Annotated in this window: 19 protein-coding genes, 3 tRNA genes and 3 pseudogenes; 20 read left to right on the top strand and 5 right to left on the bottom strand. The window is 40.9% G+C overall.

From position 1 onward, the window contains the following. The first annotated feature begins 55 nt into the window (after window positions 1-55). The 3 genes from JYB87_RS09330 to JYB87_RS09320 all read left to right on the top strand — a co-directional run bounded on the left by JYB87_RS09330 (window position 56) and on the right by JYB87_RS09320 (window position 2,782). Window positions 56-2,056 (top strand): methyl-accepting chemotaxis protein, encoded by a 2,001-nt coding sequence (locus JYB87_RS09330; protein WP_207353240.1) that lies wholly within the window; start codon window positions 56-58, stop codon window positions 2,054-2,056. Window positions 2,057-2,189: 133 nt separating this feature from the next. Continuing rightward, window positions 2,190-2,277: transfer RNA gene (locus tag JYB87_RS09325), tRNA-Ser, on the top strand. Window positions 2,278-2,371: 94 nt separating this feature from the next. After that, on the top strand, window positions 2,372-2,782 hold the full coding sequence (locus JYB87_RS09320; protein ID WP_207353239.1) for a DUF6538 domain-containing protein: 411 nt from the start codon (window positions 2,372-2,374) through the stop codon (window positions 2,780-2,782). Between the two features lie 227 nt (window positions 2,783-3,009). Here the strand turns inward: JYB87_RS09320 and JYB87_RS09315 are convergent, their stop codons facing one another. Both JYB87_RS09315 and JYB87_RS09310 read right to left on the bottom strand, forming a co-directional pair. After that, window positions 3,010-3,372: a hypothetical protein gene (locus JYB87_RS09315; RefSeq protein WP_207353238.1), complete on the bottom strand. Its 363-nt coding sequence runs from the start codon at window positions 3,370-3,372 to the stop codon at window positions 3,010-3,012. Window positions 3,373-3,805: 433 nt separating this feature from the next. Beyond that, window positions 3,806-4,279: a LabA-like NYN domain-containing protein gene (locus JYB87_RS09310; RefSeq protein WP_207353237.1), complete on the bottom strand. Its 474-nt coding sequence runs from the start codon at window positions 4,277-4,279 to the stop codon at window positions 3,806-3,808. 469 nt (window positions 4,280-4,748) lie between these two features. Here JYB87_RS09310 and JYB87_RS09305 point away from each other — a divergent pair, with 469 nt between their 5' ends. After that, entirely contained in the window at window positions 4,749-5,291 is a 543-nt protein-coding gene (locus JYB87_RS09305) for a hypothetical protein (protein ID WP_207353236.1), read from the top strand. 342 nt (window positions 5,292-5,633) lie between these two features. Here JYB87_RS09305 and JYB87_RS09300 read toward each other — a convergent pair. Together JYB87_RS09300 and JYB87_RS09295 are read right to left on the bottom strand one after the other, a co-directional pair. Next, window positions 5,634-5,710 (bottom strand) — tRNA-Val (locus tag JYB87_RS09300). A 19-nt stretch (window positions 5,711-5,729) separates the two neighbouring features. Continuing rightward, a tRNA-Val gene (locus JYB87_RS09295) sits at window positions 5,730-5,806 on the bottom strand. Window positions 5,807-6,030: 224 nt separating this feature from the next. Between JYB87_RS09295 and JYB87_RS09290 the strand changes: the two genes are divergently transcribed. From JYB87_RS09290 to JYB87_RS09280, 3 genes are read left to right on the top strand one after another with little or no spacing between them, the layout of a single operon-like run. After that, window positions 6,031-6,609 (top strand): hypothetical protein, encoded by a 579-nt coding sequence (locus JYB87_RS09290; protein WP_207353235.1) that lies wholly within the window; start codon window positions 6,031-6,033, stop codon window positions 6,607-6,609. A gap of 22 nt (window positions 6,610-6,631) precedes the next feature. Continuing rightward, entirely contained in the window at window positions 6,632-9,136 is a 2,505-nt protein-coding gene (locus tag JYB87_RS09285; protein ID WP_207353234.1) for a hypothetical protein, read from the top strand. A 1-nt stretch (window position 9,137) separates the two neighbouring features. Next, window positions 9,138-12,296: a site-specific integrase gene (locus JYB87_RS09280; RefSeq protein ID WP_207356545.1), complete on the top strand. Its 3,159-nt coding sequence runs from the start codon at window positions 9,138-9,140 to the stop codon at window positions 12,294-12,296. Here the strand turns inward: JYB87_RS09280 and JYB87_RS09275 are convergent. Beyond that, window positions 12,283-12,522, bottom strand: a complete 240-nt coding sequence (locus JYB87_RS09275; protein ID WP_207356544.1) for a helix-turn-helix domain-containing protein — start codon at window positions 12,520-12,522, stop codon at window positions 12,283-12,285. The two genes, JYB87_RS09280 and JYB87_RS09275, sit on opposite strands and share 14 nt — an antisense overlap. A 326-nt stretch (window positions 12,523-12,848) precedes the next feature. Here JYB87_RS09275 and JYB87_RS09270 point away from each other — a divergent pair, with 326 nt between their 5' ends. From JYB87_RS09270 to JYB87_RS09210, 13 genes and pseudogenes are all read left to right on the top strand, one after another. Further along, on the top strand, window positions 12,849-14,060 hold the full coding sequence (locus tag JYB87_RS09270) for an Arm DNA-binding domain-containing protein (RefSeq protein ID WP_207356543.1): 1,212 nt from the start codon (window positions 12,849-12,851) through the stop codon (window positions 14,058-14,060). Then, the gene (locus JYB87_RS09265; protein ID WP_207356542.1) at window positions 14,057-14,395 is read left to right on the top strand and encodes a hypothetical protein; all 339 of its coding nucleotides are present in this window, start codon (window positions 14,057-14,059) and stop codon (window positions 14,393-14,395) included. The genes JYB87_RS09270 and JYB87_RS09265 overlap by 4 nt, the downstream gene beginning before the upstream one ends. 224 nt (window positions 14,396-14,619) lie before the next feature. Continuing rightward, entirely contained in the window at window positions 14,620-14,922 is a 303-nt protein-coding gene (locus JYB87_RS09260; protein ID WP_207356541.1) for a hypothetical protein, read from the top strand. 79 nt (window positions 14,923-15,001) lie between these two features. Continuing rightward, window positions 15,002-16,112 (top strand): annotated as a pseudogene (locus JYB87_RS09255) (ISAs1 family transposase). A gap of 22 nt (window positions 16,113-16,134) precedes the next feature. Beyond that, window positions 16,135-16,445, top strand: a pseudogene (locus tag JYB87_RS09250) (IS4 family transposase); the annotation flags it as partial. Between the two features lie 346 nt (window positions 16,446-16,791). After that, window positions 16,792-17,004, top strand: a complete 213-nt coding sequence (locus JYB87_RS09245; RefSeq protein WP_207356540.1) for a hypothetical protein — start codon at window positions 16,792-16,794, stop codon at window positions 17,002-17,004. Window positions 17,005-17,070: 66 nt separating this feature from the next. Then, window positions 17,071-17,754 carry a hypothetical protein gene (locus tag JYB87_RS09240; protein ID WP_207356539.1) on the top strand — a complete coding sequence of 228 codons (684 nt, stop codon included), beginning with the start codon at window positions 17,071-17,073 and terminating at the stop codon, window positions 17,752-17,754. Window positions 17,755-18,161: 407 nt separating this feature from the next. Next, window positions 18,162-19,282, top strand: a pseudogene (locus tag JYB87_RS09235) (ISAs1 family transposase). A 135-nt stretch (window positions 19,283-19,417) separates the two neighbouring features. Beyond that, the gene (locus JYB87_RS09230) at window positions 19,418-19,609 is read left to right on the top strand and encodes a hypothetical protein (RefSeq protein WP_207356538.1); all 192 of its coding nucleotides are present in this window, start codon (window positions 19,418-19,420) and stop codon (window positions 19,607-19,609) included. A 15-nt stretch (window positions 19,610-19,624) separates the two neighbouring features. Then, a complete protein-coding gene (locus JYB87_RS09225) occupies window positions 19,625-20,065 on the top strand; it encodes a GNAT family N-acetyltransferase (RefSeq protein WP_207356537.1) in 441 nt (146 codons plus the stop codon). Window positions 20,066-20,250: 185 nt separating this feature from the next. Next, the gene (yecR, locus tag JYB87_RS09220; RefSeq protein WP_207356536.1) at window positions 20,251-20,571 is read left to right on the top strand and encodes a YecR family lipoprotein; all 321 of its coding nucleotides are present in this window, start codon (window positions 20,251-20,253) and stop codon (window positions 20,569-20,571) included. A gap of 30 nt (window positions 20,572-20,601) precedes the next feature. After that, window positions 20,602-21,360, top strand: a complete 759-nt coding sequence (locus JYB87_RS09215; protein WP_207356535.1) for an HNH endonuclease — start codon at window positions 20,602-20,604, stop codon at window positions 21,358-21,360. 533 nt (window positions 21,361-21,893) lie between these two features. Then, window positions 21,894-22,601 (top strand): hypothetical protein, encoded by a 708-nt coding sequence (locus JYB87_RS09210; protein ID WP_207356534.1) that lies wholly within the window; start codon window positions 21,894-21,896, stop codon window positions 22,599-22,601. Window positions 22,602-22,696: the final 95 nt, after the last annotated feature.

Genomic DNA, 22,696 nt, shown 5'->3' with positions numbered 1-22,696 from the left:
CTTCCGTCTATACTCAAGTTTTTGACTTTCATGCGAATGAGTTGGAGACAGGTAAATGGACTTCCAATGGTTAGGTAATCTATCAATTAAGAGTAAATTCCTACTCGTTATTCTTCCTCCCTTCATATTGGCGACCATGTTTGGCATTTTAGATATCAATAGCAATGTTACCCATGCCATGAGCACAAAGCGGGTGATTGCTTTGTCTAACTTGGTCAAAGTAAACAGTAATTTAGTTCACGAGCTACAAAAAGAACGTGGCATGAGTGCGGGGTTTATTGGCTCAAAAGGCAGTTCATTCGCAGACGCGTTGCCAACGCAGCGTAATCAAACAGATGTTCAAGCCGCCAATTTTGCCGAATACTTGCAATCAAATACTTTCATTCCTCAAATCCAGTCTCGTATCATTGAGATTAAATCTGAGCTGCAGAAATTGGGCTCGATTCGCCAACAGGTGTCGGCGCTGCAAATCTCCGTTCCCGAGGAGGTAGCCTATTATTCCAAGTTAAATCAGCTGTTGTTATCTGTGATAGATCTTGTGGCGAAGACCGGTGAGGATAAAGATATTGCAGTGGAATCGGCGGCGTTTTCAGTTTATTTGCAAATGAAAGAACGCGCAGGGATTGAGCGTGCCGTATTGAGTTCAACCTTCGGCCAAAACGGTTTTAAACCGAATATGTTTACTCGATTTGTTACTTTAGTCTCTGAGCAAAATAGCTTTCAAAGCCGTTTTATAGCATTAGGCGCTGAAGCGAGCGTTAGCCAATATCAGCAACTGTTACTCGACCCTAAATTCGAAGATGTTGAGGCATTTCGTAAAATTGCGTTAGCTCAAAATGCAGAGCAAATAGCGGCCCAATCAGCGGAAAAATGGTTTGCAGCGTCAACGGCTCGGATAGAGCTGCTGCGGAAATTTGAAGTAGAACTGCAGCAAAAACTCACAGGCCATAGTGAAAGCGTTTACAACCAGTTGATCACTAAGGCTTGGACACAAGGCTGTGCCATTGTTGGTAGCTTGTTGCTGATCGTATTCGTGAGTTACCTGATCATATCAAATCTCTTAAGCCGCCTTAAAATTCTCTACGTCGGGATTATTCACACTAAAACTAATTTTGATATGACCACAAGATTGGCGCTAAAAGGGACTGATGAGTTGGGGCAAATCTCTGTCGCAATCGACAGTATGTTAGCTGATTTTGACAATGTGATTGCCGCAGTTCGCACGAATTCTGACACCTTGAATCGCGCGGTTGGGCAGATGAATAATTATTCTACGCAACTCTCACGTAACGTAGAAATAGGTCATGGGGAAGCAGAACAAGTTGCTTCAGCAATGACGGAAATGAGTTCTACGGTGCAAGAGATCGCTACCAGTGCCGTAAAGGTTACTGATGCATCAAAAGTGGCGAGTCAAGAAGCTAAAGCAGGCAACTTGGAAGTTGGCAGAACTGCCGATGCTATCGGAGAATTGGCGCAAGAGATTGAGTTTGCCTCTAACTCAATCCAACAGCTTGATACTGATATCCATGGTATTGTCGGGCTGCTGGCTGAGATCAATGGGATTGCAGAACAAACCAACCTGCTGGCATTAAACGCAGCTATCGAAGCGGCGCGAGCAGGCGAAATGGGACGCGGATTTGCAGTGGTAGCCGACGAAGTGCGTAACCTGGCACAGAGGTCGCAGAGTTCTACTGAACATATTCGAAAAATGACGGATCGGCTTAAATTAGGTGCTCAAAATGCGGTAAGTGCCATAGCCAAAGGTCAGCAACGTGCTGAAGCGAGTGTGGTTGAGGCCAATCGGGCAGGCGAGGAACTGTATAAGATTGTTGCACATGTAGAGTCGATAGAAAGTATGAATGAACAGATTGCGGCAGCAACGCATCAACAGTCAGTGGTTTCGGATGAAGTAAACCGTAACGCGCTGAAAATAAGCGACACGTACAGTAGCACAAAACAGGTAGCGGAAGAGTTCATGGAACTCAATAAACAGCTATTAAAAGATGCAGAGCATTTGCGGCAGCAAGTCGCAAAATTTAAGACGTCGATCAATTAAAATCAGGCACTTGCTCAGCAAACGCCCATTCAACATTTGCGTAGGCTTTTTTGCTTGACCGCTATAGGGCTTTTGCGTAAAGTACCGCTCCGTTAACCGCTTCTGCCAAGTCAGTTGCCGTTAATAAAAATATGGTGAGTTGTCCGAGTGGCTGAAGGAGCACGCCTGGAAAGTGTGTATACGGCAACGTATCGAGAGTTCGAATCTCTTGCTCACCGCCAAATTCTTTAAGTTTTTGATTCTCTTCGAAAACTATATGAATCAGTATGTTATAGATTCCCTTGTGGTCTCCACTAGTACAGTGGGGACGTACAGATGAGTTTTATGGCACAACCGATTCGCGATAAAAAGTCTGGTATTTTCTACACGCGTGTTAGCGTTCCTTTAGATATTAAGGATGCTTTTTGCCGCTCAGAAGTTAAACACTCCCTTAGAACGCGAGACCCCAAAAAGGCTGCAAAACTTCACGCTATTCAATACGCTGAGTTTATGGCTGAATTTGATGCTTTCAGACGCAGACAACAGACTTTAAATACCAAAACAAGCAAACATAAACACGCATATGACGAGTTAACTCGCTTTGATGTGGCCATTCTTGCAGCTCGGTTTTACAAGGCTGAATATGAAAAGATTGTGCGCAACACCAGTTATACAGTCTTAGGGAAGCTTACAAACAATCTTTTTAAGTCTAACGGCTTTAACAAAGCGGGCGTTAGAAAGTCTTAGGTTGCTTCAAAAAGAATTAGTCTCTCGCATCCCTATATTGAACGCAGCTACCTCTGAGTTTTGTAATAAAAATTTCTATAGGAACCATGCAAGAAATAGCTATTATATTTTATACAAATGGTCAGTTTTTAATTTAATAAAGTGGAAGAGTGAAAGATTAACACTCTTCCAATTATTTATTAAAAGTTAATTTTTAATTTTTAATTTTTAATTTTTAATTTTAAGCTCTAGCTACATTTAAAATATATATATTTATAGGTTGATGAGACAGTTGTTGCGACTAAACCATTATAAGTTTTGTTTACAAATGTCATCGGATCTGTTTCAGAATTCGATTCGCCGACAATTTCGTATTTTCCATTACACAACTTGAACATTTTTTTATATGCGTCTTCTCGTCTTGCATCGCGAACAGAATCGATGCCTTCATTTAAATACTGAACAATCCCAATATCATTAACTGTAGCTTTTTCATCAATCGGCCCATACTTGCTTGCTTTGCTAATTTCTCCGGGAACTCTGACGACATTAGCTGATGTGCACCCTGTTACTAGAATTATAAAAGGGATGGATAATAATAATTTTTTCAAGATTGTGTTCCTTGATAATTAACACTTACTACTTAGTACATATTAAAGTGTACGTGAATATTCTCTCTTCTTTCTGATAATTATACAATTTCAATGTGCGCGTATTAGATTTATTGCACAAATATTATTCATTTTTTTATGATTTGAATGATTTTTCAACGGTTAACACCAAAGTTAATTTTTTGTGAGTTACTTTTTACTTGTTCAGTTCTTAATAAATTAGAGTGTACCGGTTTAAGTTCGCAACTCACTTACAATATTCAGTTAAATGTAATATCTTCTATGGTTATTAAATGAATGAATTATAGTTAGGATAATTAGTGTTAATTAGCAACTCTTGTGGACACAGGTTCCCGTTTTGCTTGTTGGCTTTTAAAATCGACAAAGTGACGCGATAACCTCATCAAATCAACATTTCCGCAGTAGGCAGCAACTACAGCAACAGCTGTTCATCAATGGCGATAAAACTGTTTGCAGCATGAGCCACAGCAGCTGCGGTCAGCGATGGCACGCCATATAGCTCGACTGATTTGTGATGGTTTTTGCGCAGCGTTTGTACCAGCGGCTCAAAATCACCATCGCCAGAGACCAACACCACCACATCAGCGTCTTTGGTTTGCTCTAATGCATCAATGGTGATGCCCACGTCCCAATCGCCTTTGGCCGAACCATCAGCGCGTTGAATAAACGGCTTAAGTTTTACCTCAAAACCAATTGCCCGCAGGATATTTTGAAATTCTCGCTGTTTGGAATCGCCGCGGTCAATCGCATACGCAAATGCAGCCACAACTTCTCGTCCATGAGTGGCTAGCGCCCAAAAACGGTTGTAATCAAAGTTACGGCGATACGCTTGGCGCGCGGTGTAATACACATTTTGAACATCAACGAGTAGAGCAACTTTTTCCATGAGAGATTTCAGCGTCTTTTTATTCAGTGTAAAAATGAATTACAAACAGATAATAACTTGGGTGTCACCGATTAAGAAAACTTTATTGAATAGATGCAGTGGAAAGAAGAGTAGAAATCTGGCCTTTCATGGGCGTTGCTGCATAGGTCTCGCACCATAGTCCCCGCTCCGGTTGCTGCTGGAACAAGGCAACACACAAGGCACTATCTTGGTCGAAACGATTTTCTAATCACTGTTCTGCCAGTCTTTAGGCTATGGTCTATAAAGCTGCGAAGCGGTCATGATGATCGCGAATCCCTCGCGTTAGAAAGTTGGCAAGCAAGTGACAAGGAGTTTTGCCTATCTGGCATGTTCGAATGCGTATGGATGTCCAATACGATCATGTTTAGTATAATCTCAGCAGTTAAAACGTGCTGGTGATTGCCAGTGTTGGTGAAATAAGCTTTCACGCGCAGGCTGGAGGTTTTTAATGGCGAGTCGTGGCTCATTAGGTAAAGCTGGCGAGCTAATTATGTCTGATGAAGGCTGTATTAAATATGACCGCCATTTTCCTCTCTGGCTTCGAATTTTCCTATTTCCTTGGGCTTTTCTCTGTATTCCTTTTGTTTTTCTTTATGTTGATAGTGCGAGTTCAGTTAACTGGGTAGAGCCCCCAGTTTTTAAGGTTATTTTTGCTACCTTTGGTTTTTTGATCTTACCTATCTGCTTCTCGGGGCTAATTTTATGGTTCGTTCTGTTTGGTGCATCAGTTAGCCTGACATTGGATTCCAAATCTCGTGTGGCAACCCTTCAGCGGAAATCTCTGTTTCGAAACAAAATAGCTCGATATCCACTTGCTGACTTGAAGATATTCAAGGTCGAGTTAGAGGCTGACTATCCAACTTACGATGCAGCAATTGTCACGCTGAGAATGCCTGATGGCCTTAAAGTCACAATCGGGTGCTTCTTTCGTGATGAAGAGGCAAAATTTTGGGTAGAGCAGATCCGCAACTGCATCGATGCTAAACCATAAAGCCTATTTGGGTGGAAATGTAGTGGACAATAGAAATTGGCCACAGGTTTAGAGCTAATCCATACTTTGGGCATTCTGAAATGCCATGTTTAGAACAGAAGTCCTAAATCGGAAATGTCCAAATTCATGATTTAGCTAAGGTGCTTTTTTCACTTTCCTAGTTAGGGATTGGTCACACAGTAGTCACATTCGTGGCTGTTCGTGGCCATCATGATATGAGTCGCCTCACTTTGGATTAAAAAACAATCAAATTTTAAAATTGAATATAAATCTATGACAATGGTCGAAGTAAGGCGCTTTGAGGTGACGAATAAAATTTTAACGTATTGATTTTGCGGTATTTGGTACACCCGAGTGGACTCGAACCACCGACCCCTACCATGTCAAGGTAGTGCTCTAACCAACTGAGCTACGGGTGTAAAGAGGAGTTGTTCAATTTGGTACACCCGAGTGGACTCGAACCACCGACCCCTACCATGTCAAGGTAGTGCTCTAACCAACTGAGCTACGGGTGTAAAGAGGAGTTGTTCAATTTGGTACACCCGAGTGGACTCGAACCACCGACCCCTACCATGTCAAGACATTGTTCAGAGTTAAATAATACCAGTAAAATCAATTTAATTCTTACAAATCAATAAGCACGGACTCCTATCTTTGATCTATATCATATCAATGCGCCACCAATTGGCCACAGAATGGTCAAAAATCAAAGTATCTAAAACAGACTAAAGTTGGTGAGATGGAAAATGTTGATACTGAGCTTTTGAGATTTGATGATTCACTTTTCGAACAAATTGACGTACTTCAGGTTAAAATTTCTGCTTTGATAACCGATGACGCTATCGACGAAATTTTTAAGGACGCTAACCCTGTTTCTGGGTTGAGAACATCTAAGCAGTCAGTCAGTGACTCGGCTTACTTATTCAATTTGCTGTCAATTCAATCACCCATCATTTGCTATCGTGATCGTAAACGATTTAAAGCACTTACTGGTTGCTTCACATTAATAAAGCTTAGAGCGGCAATAGCTCAACACCTCCTACCGTCAGATCATGCTGTGATGGTTTTTGTTCTGAGAAAAAAGCCGTCAGTTGCTCTGCGGCGAAGCATTGTACTGTTTGACCTTACAAATGACCTTTTAGCGAAATGCTTCATTAGCGATACGAAAAAAATTAGCTTTTTTCTCAGAGCTTGGTTCCGAAAAGACGAAGGGAAAAAAAGCATCTACCAGTCGAAAGAGTGGTTAACGTATTTTCCGTCATTGAACACCTCTGCGAAAGTTGCCGAATATTTATCAATTTCAAAGGCCGACTTATGACACTTAGGCAGAGGGCCTAATTATGCCTACTCCGATAATTGAAGACATTCAAAAATGTCTTCCCAGAGTCACTGAAGGGCAATACTCAAATCTTGAGCATTTATTGGAGCTCATAGATTGTCCAGATGACTTCAGAGGATTACAGAAAGTAATATCAACTCTAGAATACGTGTTTTCGGTCCAGCCCAAGAAATTCAGTTTACTGATTGATTTGAATGAGCAAGTTGCAGGCGAACTATTGGAGTGTTTTACCGAAGTCAGTGATGACTACGTAAAGCAGTACGCTAATCAAAGTCATGGAAAAGGTTGGATGAGTAAGCGTCCCATCTACTCATTGCTCTTCATATTTTTTGACTATTTGAATCCTGAAGCTGCAATTGCACTGATGACTTTTTTGGAACATTACCTTACCAATGAACAAAAGATTGCTGGATCGGGGCGAGAAGAATCTTCAGTAAGGGCGTTTCGACTTTTGTACACTGATAAAATGGTTTCTAGGCATTGCTTTGAGAGCCGTTCAGCATCTGACATGTGGCAATGCCTTAAGGAATATCGAGAAGAAATCAAGCGGCAATCTGATGAAAGTTTAGCTCCGTCGACTCTGTTAGCTTATTTGCTCGAACTGGAACATTTCTATCGCCTGGATTGGAAAAATCGAGAACCGCGGCAACGTATTAGCAATCGTAAGGTTCGCGCCTCCTATAGCAGGAAAAAGATTGAGCGTGTTATTGGTTCTGAAAATCTCTACACCGCATCACTAAATCGCACAAGGCTGGATAGTTACTTTGAAGGGGCTGGCGTTACCGCGACAGAGGACTATCCCGAACTATCAATTGTAAAAACTGAACAGCCGTCAACGCCGAAACCTAATTACGAAGAACCTGATATAGCCGTTATAAAAGATATCGCTAAAATTCGCCAGGTTAACGGGAACATAGCAAATGATGTACGACGTAGTCACAACATCACACGTATGGGAAGGAACGTTTTACAACCGCATGAATTGAGTTACTTATGGAACGAGCTTCTAAGCGATAAGCAAGGGAAAATACAGCAAATCCCCCATAGCAATATTAAGTTAATACTGTTGTTTATCATGCTGACGGGGAGAACTTTAGAGTCTGCTTGCAGATTACCCATTGCGTTCGAATCACAAGATGACTTCACTGGTCTTATGGTTACAGATGTAGGGTTGAATTTGATAGTTGCACCGCGACCAACATCAACCAAAGGACGTCATTCGATAAACGAAAATTTACTGAAAACAAAAATATCTGCAACGCTACGTTTGCCTGAATTTTTTCATTCAATGGTGATGAAAACAGACTTAAACGGTTGTGTTAATTTATCGGGAGGTTATAGCGTTTCTAGCTACCGAAAGGCGATTGAATCATTTTTAAAAAATATTAATCAAAAATTTGATAGTCAGATTAGCTTGAAGCGAATGGAGTTCTTTTTACCTAACGTTGTCATGGCTGATGAGACCGTAGACCCCGTACTGCTTGAAATTGTTACTGACAAACTTAGCTATTACAGCAGATCTCCACGCCATTATGCGTGGTACACAGAATCAGAAATCAATCAAAAACTTCAAAAATTGTGGTTTAGCATTTTTGAGCGTATTCAGTTTTTCGATACCGAATTTGAGATCCCAGAACTGGAGATTTTGCAAACTAATGACGATCGATGTGGAATCGGATCTCAATTTACACCCACAAGGACCTCGATTATCGATTGGGTCACTCGATATCAAGTCAGTTTGAAAAGCTATGTCGCGTTTGATGTTGTGAAAAATTTAGATCATCTAATTGATTATCATAATAAATATACGATTTACACCGCGATTCTTTTCCTTAATGCCTCAGGCTACAGGGCTGTTAATAACCCGTTACCTTCCTTTGATTTGTTACTATCACGTTATGACGGATTGTGCATTTCCGATAAGGATTCTAGGTTAACATTTGCTCATACTCGAATAGTCGCATGTCCAAGTATTTTAAAAGAGCAGCTTGCTTATTACATAGAGCATCTGAACACACTCGCCAATTTGTTAAATCATCTCTTACCAAGGGAATCTGCTCACCTATATTTACAGTGTTGTGAGCATCAACTGATAAATCTGCAAGGAAAAATCGAAAAAACTGACTGGTTTTTGTCTGTTAAAAATTCAAAATCCAACGATGGCCTATTTTTACTTTTCGTCAAGAATGACGCCGACGATAAAGATTGTCAGGATGACACTTACAGAAGCACTAACCTTGGGCCAAAGTTACTTAGCCAGTTTATTGAGTTGCCTATCAACTTCGGGCGTCACTTCGTAAGGCGATACTTGCAGACTAATAATGTACATCAAGAACTGATCAAATTTCAGCTAGGTCATTGGGTCGCTGGAGAAACGCCGCTAGAAAAACATTCGTCTCTGAGTCATGAAGCAGCCATTCAACAACTTAAGCCAATTCTCGATGGTATGTTATCGGATTTAGGCTGGTCTGCTATTCCTTCATTGATAACGCGAAAAAGAGCTTAACATGGAACGTATGTCTCGCCTTTTGAACAAATCTATTGGCGACGTCTTTAAATCTGAGGCGTTGATGCAGATGCAGGCTTATCTCGAGATTACGGAAAATACACAACTCGATAAATCGGTACAAATAAATGCCACTGATACTGTGTACGAGCTGTTTCGCCAACACGGCATGTATTCGGGTTCAACGGTTTCATCAAAGTCTTTAGAAAAAATTCAAAGTTTATTTAGCAACGCCTACGAAATTCATAATCTCCAACTAAAACTATTAGAGTTGCTTCTCGCTATAATCGAGAAGCAGCTAAACATAAGATCAGCAGGGATATCCACGACATGTCAAATCAAACAAGACCAGCCGGTCCTCAAGCCAGATGACTTGCTGACGTCAAGGTTACAAGCGAAAGTCTATCAATTACTTGAAGACGAAGCTGTTTTAGGAAAGTACTTGGCGTCCCCATATCAGTACCGAGCGATTATGGCGCTTTGGCTTGTTCTAAAAGAGGGGGTCAGTAGTCAGAAAGAAATCACTTCAATTCTGAGCAGAACAAGTAAAATTTACAGGATCGATCAGAATTGGTTTGTTGAAACGGACAAGAGACGCTATTGGCTTTCTTCCAAAGCTGAGCTACTGCTAACCGCATTCTGGAGTCATTCGAGCAGTGACAAATTTGATACGACTAAGGATATTAATAAATTCTTTCATGATTTTCGGATTGTTCCCAACACGTTTAATTTGAAGTTCATCCAAATTCGCGCCATGATGAAAAGCGAATTCATACTTAAAAATAGCGCCATTGAGTACGGCGTCTGTCAATCGGTAATCCCCAGTAAGCAGCTTTCTCAAGCATCCTTGATTCGTCTACTCACGGGTAAACGAATCAGTCTTGCAACTTCGCAAGAAGAGTTACACTCGGTCACATCAAGACAGCGACTCGCTTGGATATCAGAAAATCGAAGTTCTCTTAAAATTTCGTCCGAGAATAAGGTCGCACACTACAAAGAGTTGACAACAATTCAACAAATTGAGGATGTAGAAAAATTTACGCGGCGGCTGATTCGGACGTCCTTCAAAAAGAGCGCTCTAATTAGATCTCAGCTCAAAACTGATCTTAAAAAATGGCTAGAGGATGACAATAATGCATGCTCATTTCCTTGGGTGTGGCTACTCCTATCTTGGTGCTACCATCTACTTAAGGAAGGGGGAAAACATAAAAAGCGTCTTCGTTTAACTACGATAAGATCATACGTTCAATACGTTGCTGTGCCTTTTATTAGGGAATTTTCTGGGTGTTCCCCCAAAAAAATGGTGGGGTTTGACTGGGCTGATAAGATCAACCGGGCTGCGGAACATATTACTACCTCAAAGAAGGCATTTTTTTTATATTTTGCCGAGTTTTTAGTCCAAAGTGACCTTGTATCGGGGCTGAACTTATCTGACATTGATATAGGTATAAACGAAAAAAGCATTGACGCTAACATCGTTACCCATAATGAAGCAGATTCGATTATTTCTGTATGTAACTCTTTGAAGACACATGTTTCAATGTTGGCAAAATTCTGTTTTTGTTTAGGATTTTATAGCGGACTACGAAGAGGTGAAATAGAAGGCCTTCAGCTGTCAGATTTTACATATAATCGTATTAATTACATGAATTTACATGTGAGGCCTAATAAATTTCGTGAGCTTAAATCAAAAGAAAGCTCCAGAAATATCCCTTTAGAATGCCTATGGCCTACAAAATATCGAGAAGAATTTGAACAATTCTTAGACGGTACTAAAAAGGATGTAAGGCTTTCTAAATCAAAGATCTTCAGAGAAAAATCGCAATTAGATGGTGCTTTTACACTTCTCACAGAAATCATGAGATCGGTAACGGGAGACCCTCGGCTCCGTTTTCATCACTGTAGACACTCATTTTGTAATTGGACTTGGTTTAGAATAAATTTTCCAAATCCATGTACGTTGACTGGGTTAGATTTATTTAAGCATGATTACTTTTCTTCTACGAAGCACGAGCAGTTGTGTAAGCGGTTGGGAATAAGTCAAGTTTCTAGGAAAAAATGGTGGGCGTTGTCGGGGTTGCTGGGTCATGCCACACCCGACACAACAATTTCCTCATACTTCCATTTATCAGAGTTTATTCAACGAATAAAGTTTTCCTCACATGTTCCATCTCCAATGTTACTCAGAAAATTCTGGGGTCAACAGATACATATAGATGGATTCGGAAGATTGAAGAGAATACCTCCGTCGGGATTAGTTAAAGCTGAGTCTTTCCCTGCATTTGTAACTCCAGAATTTGAAGTTAAAAGTGTAGATGATGTCGTGAATGAGTTAACTGCAGCAAAGACATCGACTATAACGCACAAATTATCTTTGAGAACGATATGGGAAATAATCTGTAAAATTGGAGCAGGCTACAACGTCGATACTGTATGTCGATATCTTAATCTAGACCCAATGTGTGTCACAGCAGTTATAAATATTGATAAAACACTTACTGAGCGAAGTTTGAAACGCTCTAAACATAAGCTAAAACCGCTGGTCAATTTCCACTCACTCAATTCCGGTAATATAAAAGCGATTGACGAATTTATAAAGCGTCTTGAAGATGCTACCCAATCGAAAGCGCTCGGTGACAAATTTCAGTTCAATCTACTTGTGGAGTTGCTTGAAGATCTTGTTGGTGCAAAAGATTGTCTAATAAGGACTCATAATCGCAATCCCGCGTTGCTGTTGTTGAAACTTTTGCAAGTGATGAGATTTAAGAGTCAGAATATTCGGATTCAATGGTATTTCCCGAGCGAAACGCAATATGAACCGGATAAACTAGACGAATACAGACGGGACTTAAGGTGGTGGGCAAAGACTATCCACAAACACCTGTTTGATGACATGACTATCGAATTAATCATTCCTAAACAACTCGCGGGGTGTTTGAATCAAAATTCTTCTAATGCGTTCAAGGTAATCGAAAGTGATGCTGGTAAGTATCTAAAATACGAGTCGCCAGGCACTATAAACATACAGTTTCTACAATGGCAATTTGCTTCAAAACGTTTCTACGAAAACGGCGCACAAAAATTTTCACCACAGAGAACCCGCGCATTCATCAGCTTTTTGAGGCTGATTGCAATTCATACCCAACTCAATTCTTTGTAATTTCGTCGTCTGCTACATACTCAAGTAAGTCTTCAATGTTGCACTCAAAGTATCTACACAGCGCTTCTATTGTCGTGACACTAGTATGATAACCAGTGTTGTTAGCAATTTTTGACATGGCAGAGCTTTGGATTCCTACTTGGTCTGCCAAAAAAGACAACGTGATCTTTCGACCATCCCGCTTAGATTTATCTGCTACTAATTCCCTAATCTTATATCTAATCACTTACATATAACCAATCGGTAGATAAAATGTCTTGATAAGACGAAAAGAGACTCGTATATTTGTCCTGTGAAGACGAAATGAGTCGTAAGGAGGTCTAGTGGACCAACAACTGTTAACAACTAAAGAGCTCTCGGTTCGAATCAAATTTAGCGCCAACTATATCCATTCGAACCTCAGAGACTCAGTATTCATCGAAGGTAAGCATTACATTCGACCGTTCAATGGTAAAAAAATTCTGTTTATATGGGAAGAGGTCGAAGCAGAATTATTCCGTAGTGCTACCAGAAACGCCGCTTATATCCCAATGTCCGCTGGGAGGGTTTGTCATGGGTAGTGTTAATGCAAGAGGGGACAAGCTTTATATCGACTTTCGGTATTGTAATGTTCGCTGTAGAGAGCAAACGCTGCTTAGCGACACGACATCAAATCGACGAAAACTAACGAAGTTGCTCAATCAGATTGACGCAGATATTAGGCTTGGCTGCTTTGTGTACAGTGACTATTTTCCCGAGTCGAAGCTAAACAATAAATTTCTGTCGCAAGATGTCCAAGCTCGACAGAAAAAAGAAGAGCTACTTGGATGCTACAAGACTGCGTCGCAGCAATTGCAGGGCGTTTCATCAATTTCGTTTGCAGCGTTCAGCAATGAGTGGTTTTTAGAAAACGAAGTTAGATGGAAGGCGAGCTATATCAGTAGCATGAAGATTTACGTCTTTAACTACTTGGTTGCTGAGTTTGGTCACATTGACATAGCTCAAATCTCGCGCCCCGATATTCTCAAGTACCGCGCAAAGTTGATGCAGCGCAAGGAGGATGGAACACGTCTTTCTGCTGAGTTTGTTAATCACGTAATGACACCGCTTCGGATGATTTTGCGGGAAGCTGCCGACCGTTATGGGTTTAGGTGCCAGTTTGAAAACATTAAGCCGCTCAGAGTAGAAAGGCGAGATGTCAATCCGTTTACCTTAGAAGAGGTCATGACTTTTCTAAAAACCGTAAAATTCGACTATCGAAATTATTTTGCGGTGAGATTTTTCACTGGCATGAGGACTTCGGAGATTGACGGTTTGAAATGGCAATATGTCGATTTCAGACTAGGGATTATCCGAATCCGAGAGACATATGTCCAAGGGAAAATGGATACGACAAAAACACTTGGTTCGGCACGCGATATTAAGATGTCTAGTGTGGTGTTTAAAGTTCTCAAAGAACAGTTCGAACTGACAGGTAAAGGCGAGTTTGTGTTCTGCAACGCAGAAGGTAACCCTTTAGATAAAGGAAATATAAGGGATCGGGTGTGGAAGCCTGCATTAAAAAAAATGGGGCTTAAATATCGGCGTCCATATGAAACAAGACATACCGCAGCAACACTGTGGCTTGCCGCCGGTGAAGCTCCAGAATGGATTGCTCACCAAATGGGCCATTCAAACACAAAGATGCTGTTTGAAACTTATAGTCGCTTTGTTCCTAACTTAACTCGTCAAGATGGTTCTGCATTTGAAATGCTGCTGTCAAAAACGGGGGAGATGAAATTATGAAATACCATTCATTGACTATTCACTGTGCAAGTTTGTGTTTAGATGTAATGTCTTCCCCCAGTTTTTGGGGCTACACAGAGTCGGATATTTTGGCATTTAGGGACGAGGTCGTAAGTCAGATTAAAGCTAGATTGGCAACTGAAATGCCTACAAGCGAACTCATCGAGCCATTTGCAACCGCCGTTATCAACACACTTATCAACGCTCATTTAAGGCGTATAAAAATTCCACCAACGTTGCTTATTGATATGATTCAACAGCATTTTGATGAATTTGATTCATACCAAAATCAGCGGGGGTTCTGTCTATCGGAATACGATTCAAGAAGGTTTTAAGCCGATTGTTAAACAAAAAGTGGATTAAATATCCACTTTTTCTATCTCAACGGGCAGTTCATCAAGCATAGAGTTTTTCCGTGTGATTGTTGATCTGAGAAGAAAACATATTGCTCCTGTTTATCATACAAAAATGTCCAATTTTCAGGTATTTGCTGACCAAGATAATCCCAAGATGCACTTTTAAAGGTGAGACCGTGAAAGCCGCATGATAGCAGGCTTTCATGAGCTTAATTTCCTCCTACTTAGAGGAAGAGGTAGACATGGCTTTGAAAACGATTGATGTCTTGCATGACCTGGACTCTGATGTAGTAGAAGATTTGGTTGCGATACTAAACCGCTACGGGATCGTGTCAGATGAAGATGGAAGTTGTCTAGATTCAACCATGATTGAGTATTGGAATGATGAGTGTGACAGCTTTCTAAAATCACATGGGTATCATGGTGGGGAACTGAAAAGTACAGGGAATTATTTTGATTTTCATGGAGCCGTTTACGCCCAGGGCAAGATCATGAACATTTATTAACCACTTAATTTGGCATTAAACGTTTCATTTGACGCCTCAAGTCAGACGTGATCTTATACTCTCTTTTGGGAGTATAAGCATGTACATCGAAGCCTTCACCGCTCACTTTGGCGAGTTATCTGATACGCGTCAATCAGCAAAAATCACCTGATATTCTGTTTATTACATTGTGTGGTGTTATCGCTGGCGCCGAAGGTTGGAGCGAGATCCGCGATTATGCCGATGGTCATCTAGCGTGGTTTCAACAACATGGGTTCCTGCGCGATGGTGTACCTGTCGATGATACTATTGCTCGTACTATCTCACGTATTGACCCGGAGCAGTTCAGAGCTTGCTTTATCCATAGGATGCGAGCCGTGCATGACATCACTGAAGGGCAACTGATAGCGATTGACGGTAAAACATTACGAAGCTCTTATCAACGTGGCAATCGTCAATCCACCATACATATGGTCAACGCTTTCGCTTGTGCTAACAAAGTCGTGCTTGGACAGGTAAAAACGGCTGAAAAATCAAATGAAATCACGGCGATCCCTGAGCTTGTTCAGTTACTGGATGTTCAGGGGGCGCTAGTGTCGATAGATGCGATGGGCTGCCAAACCAGCATTGCCACGCAAATAGTCAAGCAAGGTGGAAACTATCTGTTTACGCTAAAAGGCAACCAAGGAAAGCTCAGTAAAGCCGTAGAAGAGGCATTTGCTGAGATACAGCAAGCTCCACTCGGCGGCTTAAGTTTCGAGCAAAAACATGGGCGCATAGAAGCTCGTACCTACCATGTATTAAGTGCGGCAGCCGTGGGTGACGCATTTGAACAGTGGCCAAATTTACAGACGCTTGGCATGAGTATGAGTTTCCGCCAACAGCAGGGGAAAGCGCCCGAACTGATGTACAGATACCATATCAGTTCAGCCTCTTTAAGTGAGAAGCAACTCGCGGAAGCGGTACGCTCTCACTGGGCAGTAGAGAACAGCTTGCACTGGGTTTTGGACGTTAGCCTAGGAGAAGACGATTGCCAGATATGCCAGAATCACGGAGCGGAAAACTGGTCTATGCTGCGGCACTTAGCGTTGAATATGTTACGTGCAGAATCGTCAAAAGGCAGTATTCCAGCAAAGCAAAAACGAGCTTGGATGAAAACCGATTATCTGAAAGCCGTACTAACAGCGGGGTTCAGCAGTATGGTTGATTAATGAGCACTCATGCGGTTGCCCTGTGTACCAAGAGTTATGGGGATTATGCTTGGGTATAATCTCGTGAGAAGAGAAGCCAGTCAGGCAGCCGTTGCGCATAAACGCGCACCTAATGAGGTAAGCTTCAAGTTTGCATGCCAGTTTATCGCGAGCCATTTAGCCATAATGGCCGACGCATTGTCACCGTCGCATACAGGAAGGCGATTAGATGAACTCAGAGGAAGTGTTGGCAACATGTTTATAGAAAAACGCCCTAGGCCATCGAGAGCTAGGGCGGTAAAGATATCAAAGACTCGCTATCCGGTGAATCGCAATGCAGCCCCTCTTAAGTGAAGAGCATTGCGAGTAATCTCAGGCCTTACCAATCAAATTTTTTGAAAAATGCTGACAGCCGAATAAATCAGGACTTTAAGATTAAAACAACAGACCAGTTAACTCACCAATCCCCCTAAATTCAGGAGTTGCACAAGGCTTTTCAAATATATTCCCTTTAAACCTTGACAATAACAAAACTATAGTGTTAATTTTTTGTTGAGTTGTATTGGATGTTAACTCTTAAAATAAACTACGTAGTGATTACGGAGTTTAAAATTCTAAATCATGGATGATACCTTCGGATTACGCTTCTTAGTATATCTGTCAGTTATTGTCCTATGAATAATCATAAGGATAAATATCAATGAAAAAAACAATAACAAAAATTGTTTTGGCTTTTACCGTATTAGCTTCAATTCCTGCCATGGCTGATCGTGTAAAGGTGAATGGTGAGACATATGAATGTTCTAATGTATGTAACGTTAATGTAGGGCCTCCAACTACTGTTTCTGATTGCTGTGGAGGTACGGTAGGCCATATATTAAAGGCAGGTTCAGTAATTGTTATTGGTGCCTAAAAGTATATTAAACAAGAGGGTTTACACCCTCTTTACTATAACAATACTATTCAATAAGGAAATGCCATGAGTAAATCTATAAAACTATTTTTTTGGGGTGGCGGTCTTGTAATTGTGTTAATAGCTTTCTTTCAATGGTTTTTTGAAAATAACAATAATCCAAACTCTAATTTAAACCCTGATACGAAGCTTGTAGGAAGTTTTCAATCCTCTAACAGCATAAATAATAGTAAAATTAATGCTCCAACCCTACCAGCGAATACTGAACAGATTTTCAAACCATCGAAAAATACTCAACAGCAAAAATCAATAATTAAGGAACCTATAGATACAGTTGAAAATTATGACCAACTAGTTACAAGATTAACCTCTAACGGCTTATCAGATGGTGTTTCCAATCAACTTTTTGTCAGAAGTGACTACGTTGATATTATTAACTCTTTGGAAAAAACAAACAGTCAATCATATGAGGTTCAACAGTTATATGTTGATATGATTGATCAAGCAATTAATTCTGGCAATCTTGATATGGTTGTTAATACTTTCAATTGTAGTGACAATGTTTGTGGCGGTAATTTGTTCTATGAAAATGATGAGCAAATTAATGCTTTTATTAATGAAACTTTCAATAATGAAAAGTCCCTTTCTGTTGCATATAAAGTTCAGCCAGTAATTCAAAATGGAATTAAAGAATTGAGAGTTATATTTAATTATAAAGTTCCAGTAATTGAAGTGCATTCAAATGGTTAGTTTGCCATTTTATTACGCCAACTTATATATGTTTAGAGCATGAATCTAAACACTGTTGGTGTAGATTTAACAATTCTTTAGCTAGTAATTTATGGACAGTTTGTAATATTGTCACAGGATACTTTTGGTGTGTTTACTAGTGAAATTCTAGTCATTCGTCAAATTCACAAATTTTTTAGCTCTATTATCATTCGATTGAGATTCTTTCTTTGAAGGGCTGTTGTAAACGGATAGTATTGATGCGAATGAATTAGGTATGGGTAAGTTAACAAGTCGCACTCACAAGGTAGCTTTTACACTCAGGGCAAGATCACGAACATAATTTGAGCTATTAGAGTCACATTCGCTCAAAGAGCTGGACGGGTCATACGGGCTGTGATCTTATGCTCTCTTTTGTGGAGAGCCCGATGAACTCCGGTGCATTTCAACAGTTCTTTAGTACCATAGAAGACCCTCGGCAATCAGCCAAAGTCGAGCATCTATTCACTGATATTTTATTCCTCGTGGTTTGTGCCTCAATAGCTGGAGCTCAAGGCTGGGAAGATATCGAAGATTTTGGTGAGCTTCACTTTAACTGGTTCACCGAAAAAGGCCTGTTTAAGAATGGGTTACCTGTTCACGATACTATTGCTCGCGTCGTATCAAGGATAGATAGCGAGCAGTTTCAGCATAGCTTTATCGACTGGATGAAGTCTGTTGTTGAGTTATCAGATGGCCAGCTTATTGCGATAGATGGTAAACGGTTATGTGGTTCATATAATCGCGACGATAGACTGTCAGCCATCCACATGGTAAATGCCTTCGCAACAGAAAATAACGTTGTGCTAGGGCAAGTTAAAACCGAAAGTAAGTCGAATGAAATTACCGCCATTCCCGCATTACTGGCGCTGTTGGATATTAAAGGTTGTCTGATATCAATAGATGCCATGGGATGTCAGACAGATATCACTGAACAAATTATTGAGCGCGGTGGTGATTATTTACTTGCCGTAAAAGGTAATCAAAAAGCGCTGCATGATGCCGTTCGTAAGGCTCTTTCCAGTGAGATTAACGAAGAAGTGCTTTGCTTAGAGAAGCAGCATGGACGTAACGAGGCCAGAGCCTATTGTGTTATGGACGCCGGCAGCTTAGCCAACGCTTTCCCAGAGTGGAAAGGGCTTAAAAGTATCGGTGTTGCACTGAGCTATCGTCGAACGAAAAGCGATAATGAATCCCTTGAGTACCGTTATTACAGCAGTTCAGCCGAACTGAACAAGGCCCGTTTTGCCAATGCAGTAAGTAGCCACTGGGGGGGGGAAATAGCCTGCATTGGGTGTTGGACGCGTCGATGAAAGAAGACCAATGCCAAATATATAGAGGCAATGCGGCGGAGGTCTTATCTGGAGCAAGGAAGATAGCACTGAATATGCTTCGAGCGGAAACAACTCGAAAAATCAGTATTCCACGTAAACAGAAGCGTGCACACGGTAGCACGGATTATCTGGAACAGGTGCTAACAGCAGGGTTAAAGACGTTGGGTGATATTTGAGCATTCATGCTCTCACCCTGCGTTTACGCCTTGTATGATTCTGACTACTTAAACTATGAAAAGGCTCAAAAATATATTGTCCGTTTAGTACGTGAGAAAACCGTAGACTCTGGACAAGAATAAGGGGATTCATAGATGAACGAAGAAATTACGATTGAATTTGAAGGTGTAACTGTTACTGCTGAGTACAGCGTCTTTGGTGATACTTTGTCTGTGTATCTACCAAATGGTGAAATTAGAAAAACGGAACTAAGAGGGTTGAAACCAAGAAGTGCCACTTTAGTCCACTTGAGGAGCTACGCATCTGAGTTAGCGAATAAGAAATAATATTGAGAGATTCGTATGCGTGAGTTGGATTCTGAGCGTTTCTGTGAAGATTTAAATGTCTACCTAAAGACGCAGTTCAAATATAAACATCGAGTTGCACATAAATCACCACTAAATCAAACAATAACAGCCTTTAAATTTAAGTTTGATTTGTACTTCCGTTGGCTAGTTACAAGCCGAGAGTGGAAGCCAAAAACATTTGTAGTTGCCCGCATTCATTTTAAGAAAACCAGATGCGGCAATGGAACTAGGCTCCTTGCTTTTTTATGTGAACAAGCAAAAATTTATGACTATGAGAATATCGGTATTGAGAGTGCGAACGCCAATTCTTCAGCATTCGCGCATAGACTAGGTTTTGAGCCTATGGAGGATAAATGCTGGACTATATCTGTGCGGCGTTTAACTGAAATACTTGGTTCTGATGAGATGCTCGCGACCAAGATAATCCCAAGATGATGATTTTACCAATGTGTCATAAAGCCATTGTGAGTCAAGCTATTGCAGGTTATGTTTCCTCCTACACATGGGAAGAGGCAAAACGAGCAGTTTCAACCATTTGGTGCGAAAGGCTCTAATGCAACACGGTGTATACGAAATTCCTGAATGGTAATAATTAGCGCTGTACTTGAGGTGGTCTAGGGATGGCTCAATTAACAAGAAAAGTTTTTTATATTGTCATTTTCTTTGGTTTGTTGGCTTGTTCCAGTAAACCAGTTCATTGGACAGCAACGGATGGAAGTAATGCTAATGGAACTGTGTCGGTTGCCTATGAATATCGTCCTATCTTAGATCCCGTACCTTCTGATGATAGAGAGGCAAATCTAATTGCGACCAAGAAGTGTCGAGGTTGGGGCTATTCATCGGCAGAGGCATTTGGTGGTGTCTCGAAGTCTTGTGCAGAGTCATATAATGGTGGGTGTGTTAGAGTTAAAGTCACGAAAATTTTTCAATGCTTAAAGTGATACAGACATTGCTCGAACTAAGGTGAATATATGATTACGAAGATTAAAGATGTTTTCCCCGAGAGGGTACATCCTGTCATGGATTCAATATTCCCTGGTGGTGTTGAGTGGCATTGGAAAGTCAAAAACGTTAAAAAATTCGGATGTTTGAAATCTTGTCCAACTTACGAAAAATGCCGAGGTTGTGGACCTTCAGGAAAGCTTTGCAGTGTTGAATGGACTGAAACGCCCGCTAAAACAGCGGCATTTATGGTCCTAAAACACATATTTGACAACTTCCATTATTACAACTGCGATGATTTAGCAGATGAGTTCGCCCTGCCACTCGCCAGTGAGATTTCTGAGGTTTTAGATTTCCCATTTGAATCAAATTTGTCACCAGCTGAAGCATTGGCCATTGTCAAAGTCAGGCTAAAACAGGCGGAGTTTAAGGCAAATCTTTTCTTATTATGGGAAGGTTGTTCCATTGACGGCATAGAGATAGCTGCAAATTACCTCATCGCTTCTCATATCAAGCCATGGGCGCAAGCATCTGACTCGCAGAAAGTCTCGCGTTACAACGGACTCTTGCTACCCACTAACTATGATTATTTATTTGATCGCCACCTTATATCCTTCAACCAGCATGGAATGATCATGCTGCATAGTTTAGCTGAACTAGAGAATCTGTACGGGATATTAGGCATAGATCCTGAGGCAAAACTGAGCTTTCTCCCAGAAGAAACAATGCAATTTTTATCTGGGCACAACGAACAGTTTCATCAGGTGCATGCAAAAATGACCAATTAAGATCAGTAATGACCAAGATAATCCCAAGATCGTGTTTTTAGGAATGTGACGCAATGTTGTTGTAAATCAGTCTGTTGCTGGTTACATTTTCTCCTACACATTGGAAGAGGTTAGACGTAAGTTTTCCTAAGGAGTCAAGAATTGGAAAATTTTTTTATAGTTTTTGTTTGTCTATGGCTTTTGTTTATGGCGTGGAATTTATCAAAATTTATTCGTTGGATATTACTACCATCAGTAAGAAAGTATCTTAAGAATCAACCTCACTGTTCAGCTGGGCATGGTATATCTTGTTCTCAATGTGGATCTAAAAGTCTAAGGAATTGGGGGCTATTCACTAGAAATAGCTGGGCTAGGGTATTTATGTGCAATCATTGCGGTAAATGGCTGCATAAAGGCTGAGTCAATTCAGATTGCATAGCTAGTGCTGTTTACTAATTCACGACTGTTGGTGATATCTGTTGATTGCAGAATGCATTTCCTACTGTAAATAGTGGAAGAGGCAAAACAACCTTTGATTACGGATTAGTTCACCCATGGTTGAAAAGGAACAACTGCCTGGCTTCGCTGAAAACGTCCTTAAGCACATTTTGGACGATATCGGTGAGGTTGTTTACAGCTCACATGAAACCCTTAAGAAAGGCGATGTTTACCTCTTAGGATTGAATCCCGGTGGTAGCGGTCAAGAAAATCCAGAAACACATGTTCCGTATACCATTAGAAGTCACCTTAAGCAGATGCTTAGGCGTGACAGGAACTCATACTGCGATGAAAGCTGGAAACCGGGACAACCTGAAGGTGAAGCTCCCCTCCAAAAGAGGGTGAAAACGTTATTAGCGGGAATCGGTGTTAACCCCAAAACTGTCTGTGCATCCAATATCATATTCAAAACATCTCGTAATTCTGATGAACTGTGCTTTGGGCTAGCGGGGCTATGTTGGCCTGTTCATGAGGCTATTTTGAAAATCGTCCAGCCAAGTTTAATCCTTACTTATGGCGTTCAAAAAGTTTCGGCCTATGAGTTCTTGAAGGCCTTATTTTTGAAGGGGGATGAATTGCCTCCTCAACCAGCATCACATGGGAAATGGAATTGCCGCGGGTTCCACTGTGAGATTGATGGTAATCCGACATTCGTTGCTGCCGTTCCTCACCTCAGTTACTACAGCCCGACCAATAAGCACGATGTGTTTAAGTGGATCGTGGATAATCAAAAGAAAGCTCAAGCGCGACAAAATAGTATGTAGTCGCACCAAGATAATCCCAAGATCGTGTTTTTGGTTATGTGACGTAATGTTGTTGTAAATCAGACTATTGCTGGTTACATTTCCTCCTACACAGC

It is taken from the genome of Shewanella avicenniae (genome assembly GCF_017354945.1).
Classification (GTDB): Bacteria; Pseudomonadota; Gammaproteobacteria; order Enterobacterales; family Shewanellaceae; genus Shewanella; species Shewanella avicenniae.
The sequence above is the reverse complement of the archived record's forward strand: the minus strand, read 5'-3'. Positions and strand labels throughout refer to the sequence as shown.

Coding starts and splice junctions, on each gene's coding strand:
- JYB87_RS09330 (WP_207353240.1), top strand. CDS start 56: ATGGACTTCCAATGGTTAGGTAATCTATCAATTAAGAGTAAATTCCTA.
- JYB87_RS09320 (WP_207353239.1), top strand. CDS start 2,372: ATGAGTTTTATGGCACAACCGATTCGCGATAAAAAGTCTGGTATTTTC.
- JYB87_RS09310 (WP_207353237.1), bottom strand. CDS start 4,279: ATGGAAAAAGTTGCTCTACTCGTTGATGTTCAAAATGTGTATTACACC.
- JYB87_RS09305 (WP_207353236.1), top strand. CDS start 4,749: ATGGCGAGTCGTGGCTCATTAGGTAAAGCTGGCGAGCTAATTATGTCT.
- JYB87_RS09290 (WP_207353235.1), top strand. CDS start 6,031: ATGGAAAATGTTGATACTGAGCTTTTGAGATTTGATGATTCACTTTTC.
- JYB87_RS09285 (WP_207353234.1), top strand. CDS start 6,632: ATGCCTACTCCGATAATTGAAGACATTCAAAAATGTCTTCCCAGAGTC.
- JYB87_RS09280 (WP_207356545.1), top strand. CDS start 9,138: ATGGAACGTATGTCTCGCCTTTTGAACAAATCTATTGGCGACGTCTTT.
- JYB87_RS09270 (WP_207356543.1), top strand. CDS start 12,849: ATGGGTAGTGTTAATGCAAGAGGGGACAAGCTTTATATCGACTTTCGG.
- JYB87_RS09265 (WP_207356542.1), top strand. CDS start 14,057: ATGAAATACCATTCATTGACTATTCACTGTGCAAGTTTGTGTTTAGAT.
- JYB87_RS09260 (WP_207356541.1), top strand. CDS start 14,620: ATGAGCTTAATTTCCTCCTACTTAGAGGAAGAGGTAGACATGGCTTTG.
- JYB87_RS09245 (WP_207356540.1), top strand. CDS start 16,792: ATGAAAAAAACAATAACAAAAATTGTTTTGGCTTTTACCGTATTAGCT.
- JYB87_RS09240 (WP_207356539.1), top strand. CDS start 17,071: ATGAGTAAATCTATAAAACTATTTTTTTGGGGTGGCGGTCTTGTAATT.
- JYB87_RS09230 (WP_207356538.1), top strand. CDS start 19,418: ATGAACGAAGAAATTACGATTGAATTTGAAGGTGTAACTGTTACTGCT.
- JYB87_RS09225 (WP_207356537.1), top strand. CDS start 19,625: ATGCGTGAGTTGGATTCTGAGCGTTTCTGTGAAGATTTAAATGTCTAC.
- yecR (WP_207356536.1), top strand. CDS start 20,251: ATGGCTCAATTAACAAGAAAAGTTTTTTATATTGTCATTTTCTTTGGT.
- JYB87_RS09215 (WP_207356535.1), top strand. CDS start 20,602: ATGATTACGAAGATTAAAGATGTTTTCCCCGAGAGGGTACATCCTGTC.
- JYB87_RS09210 (WP_207356534.1), top strand. CDS start 21,894: ATGGTTGAAAAGGAACAACTGCCTGGCTTCGCTGAAAACGTCCTTAAG.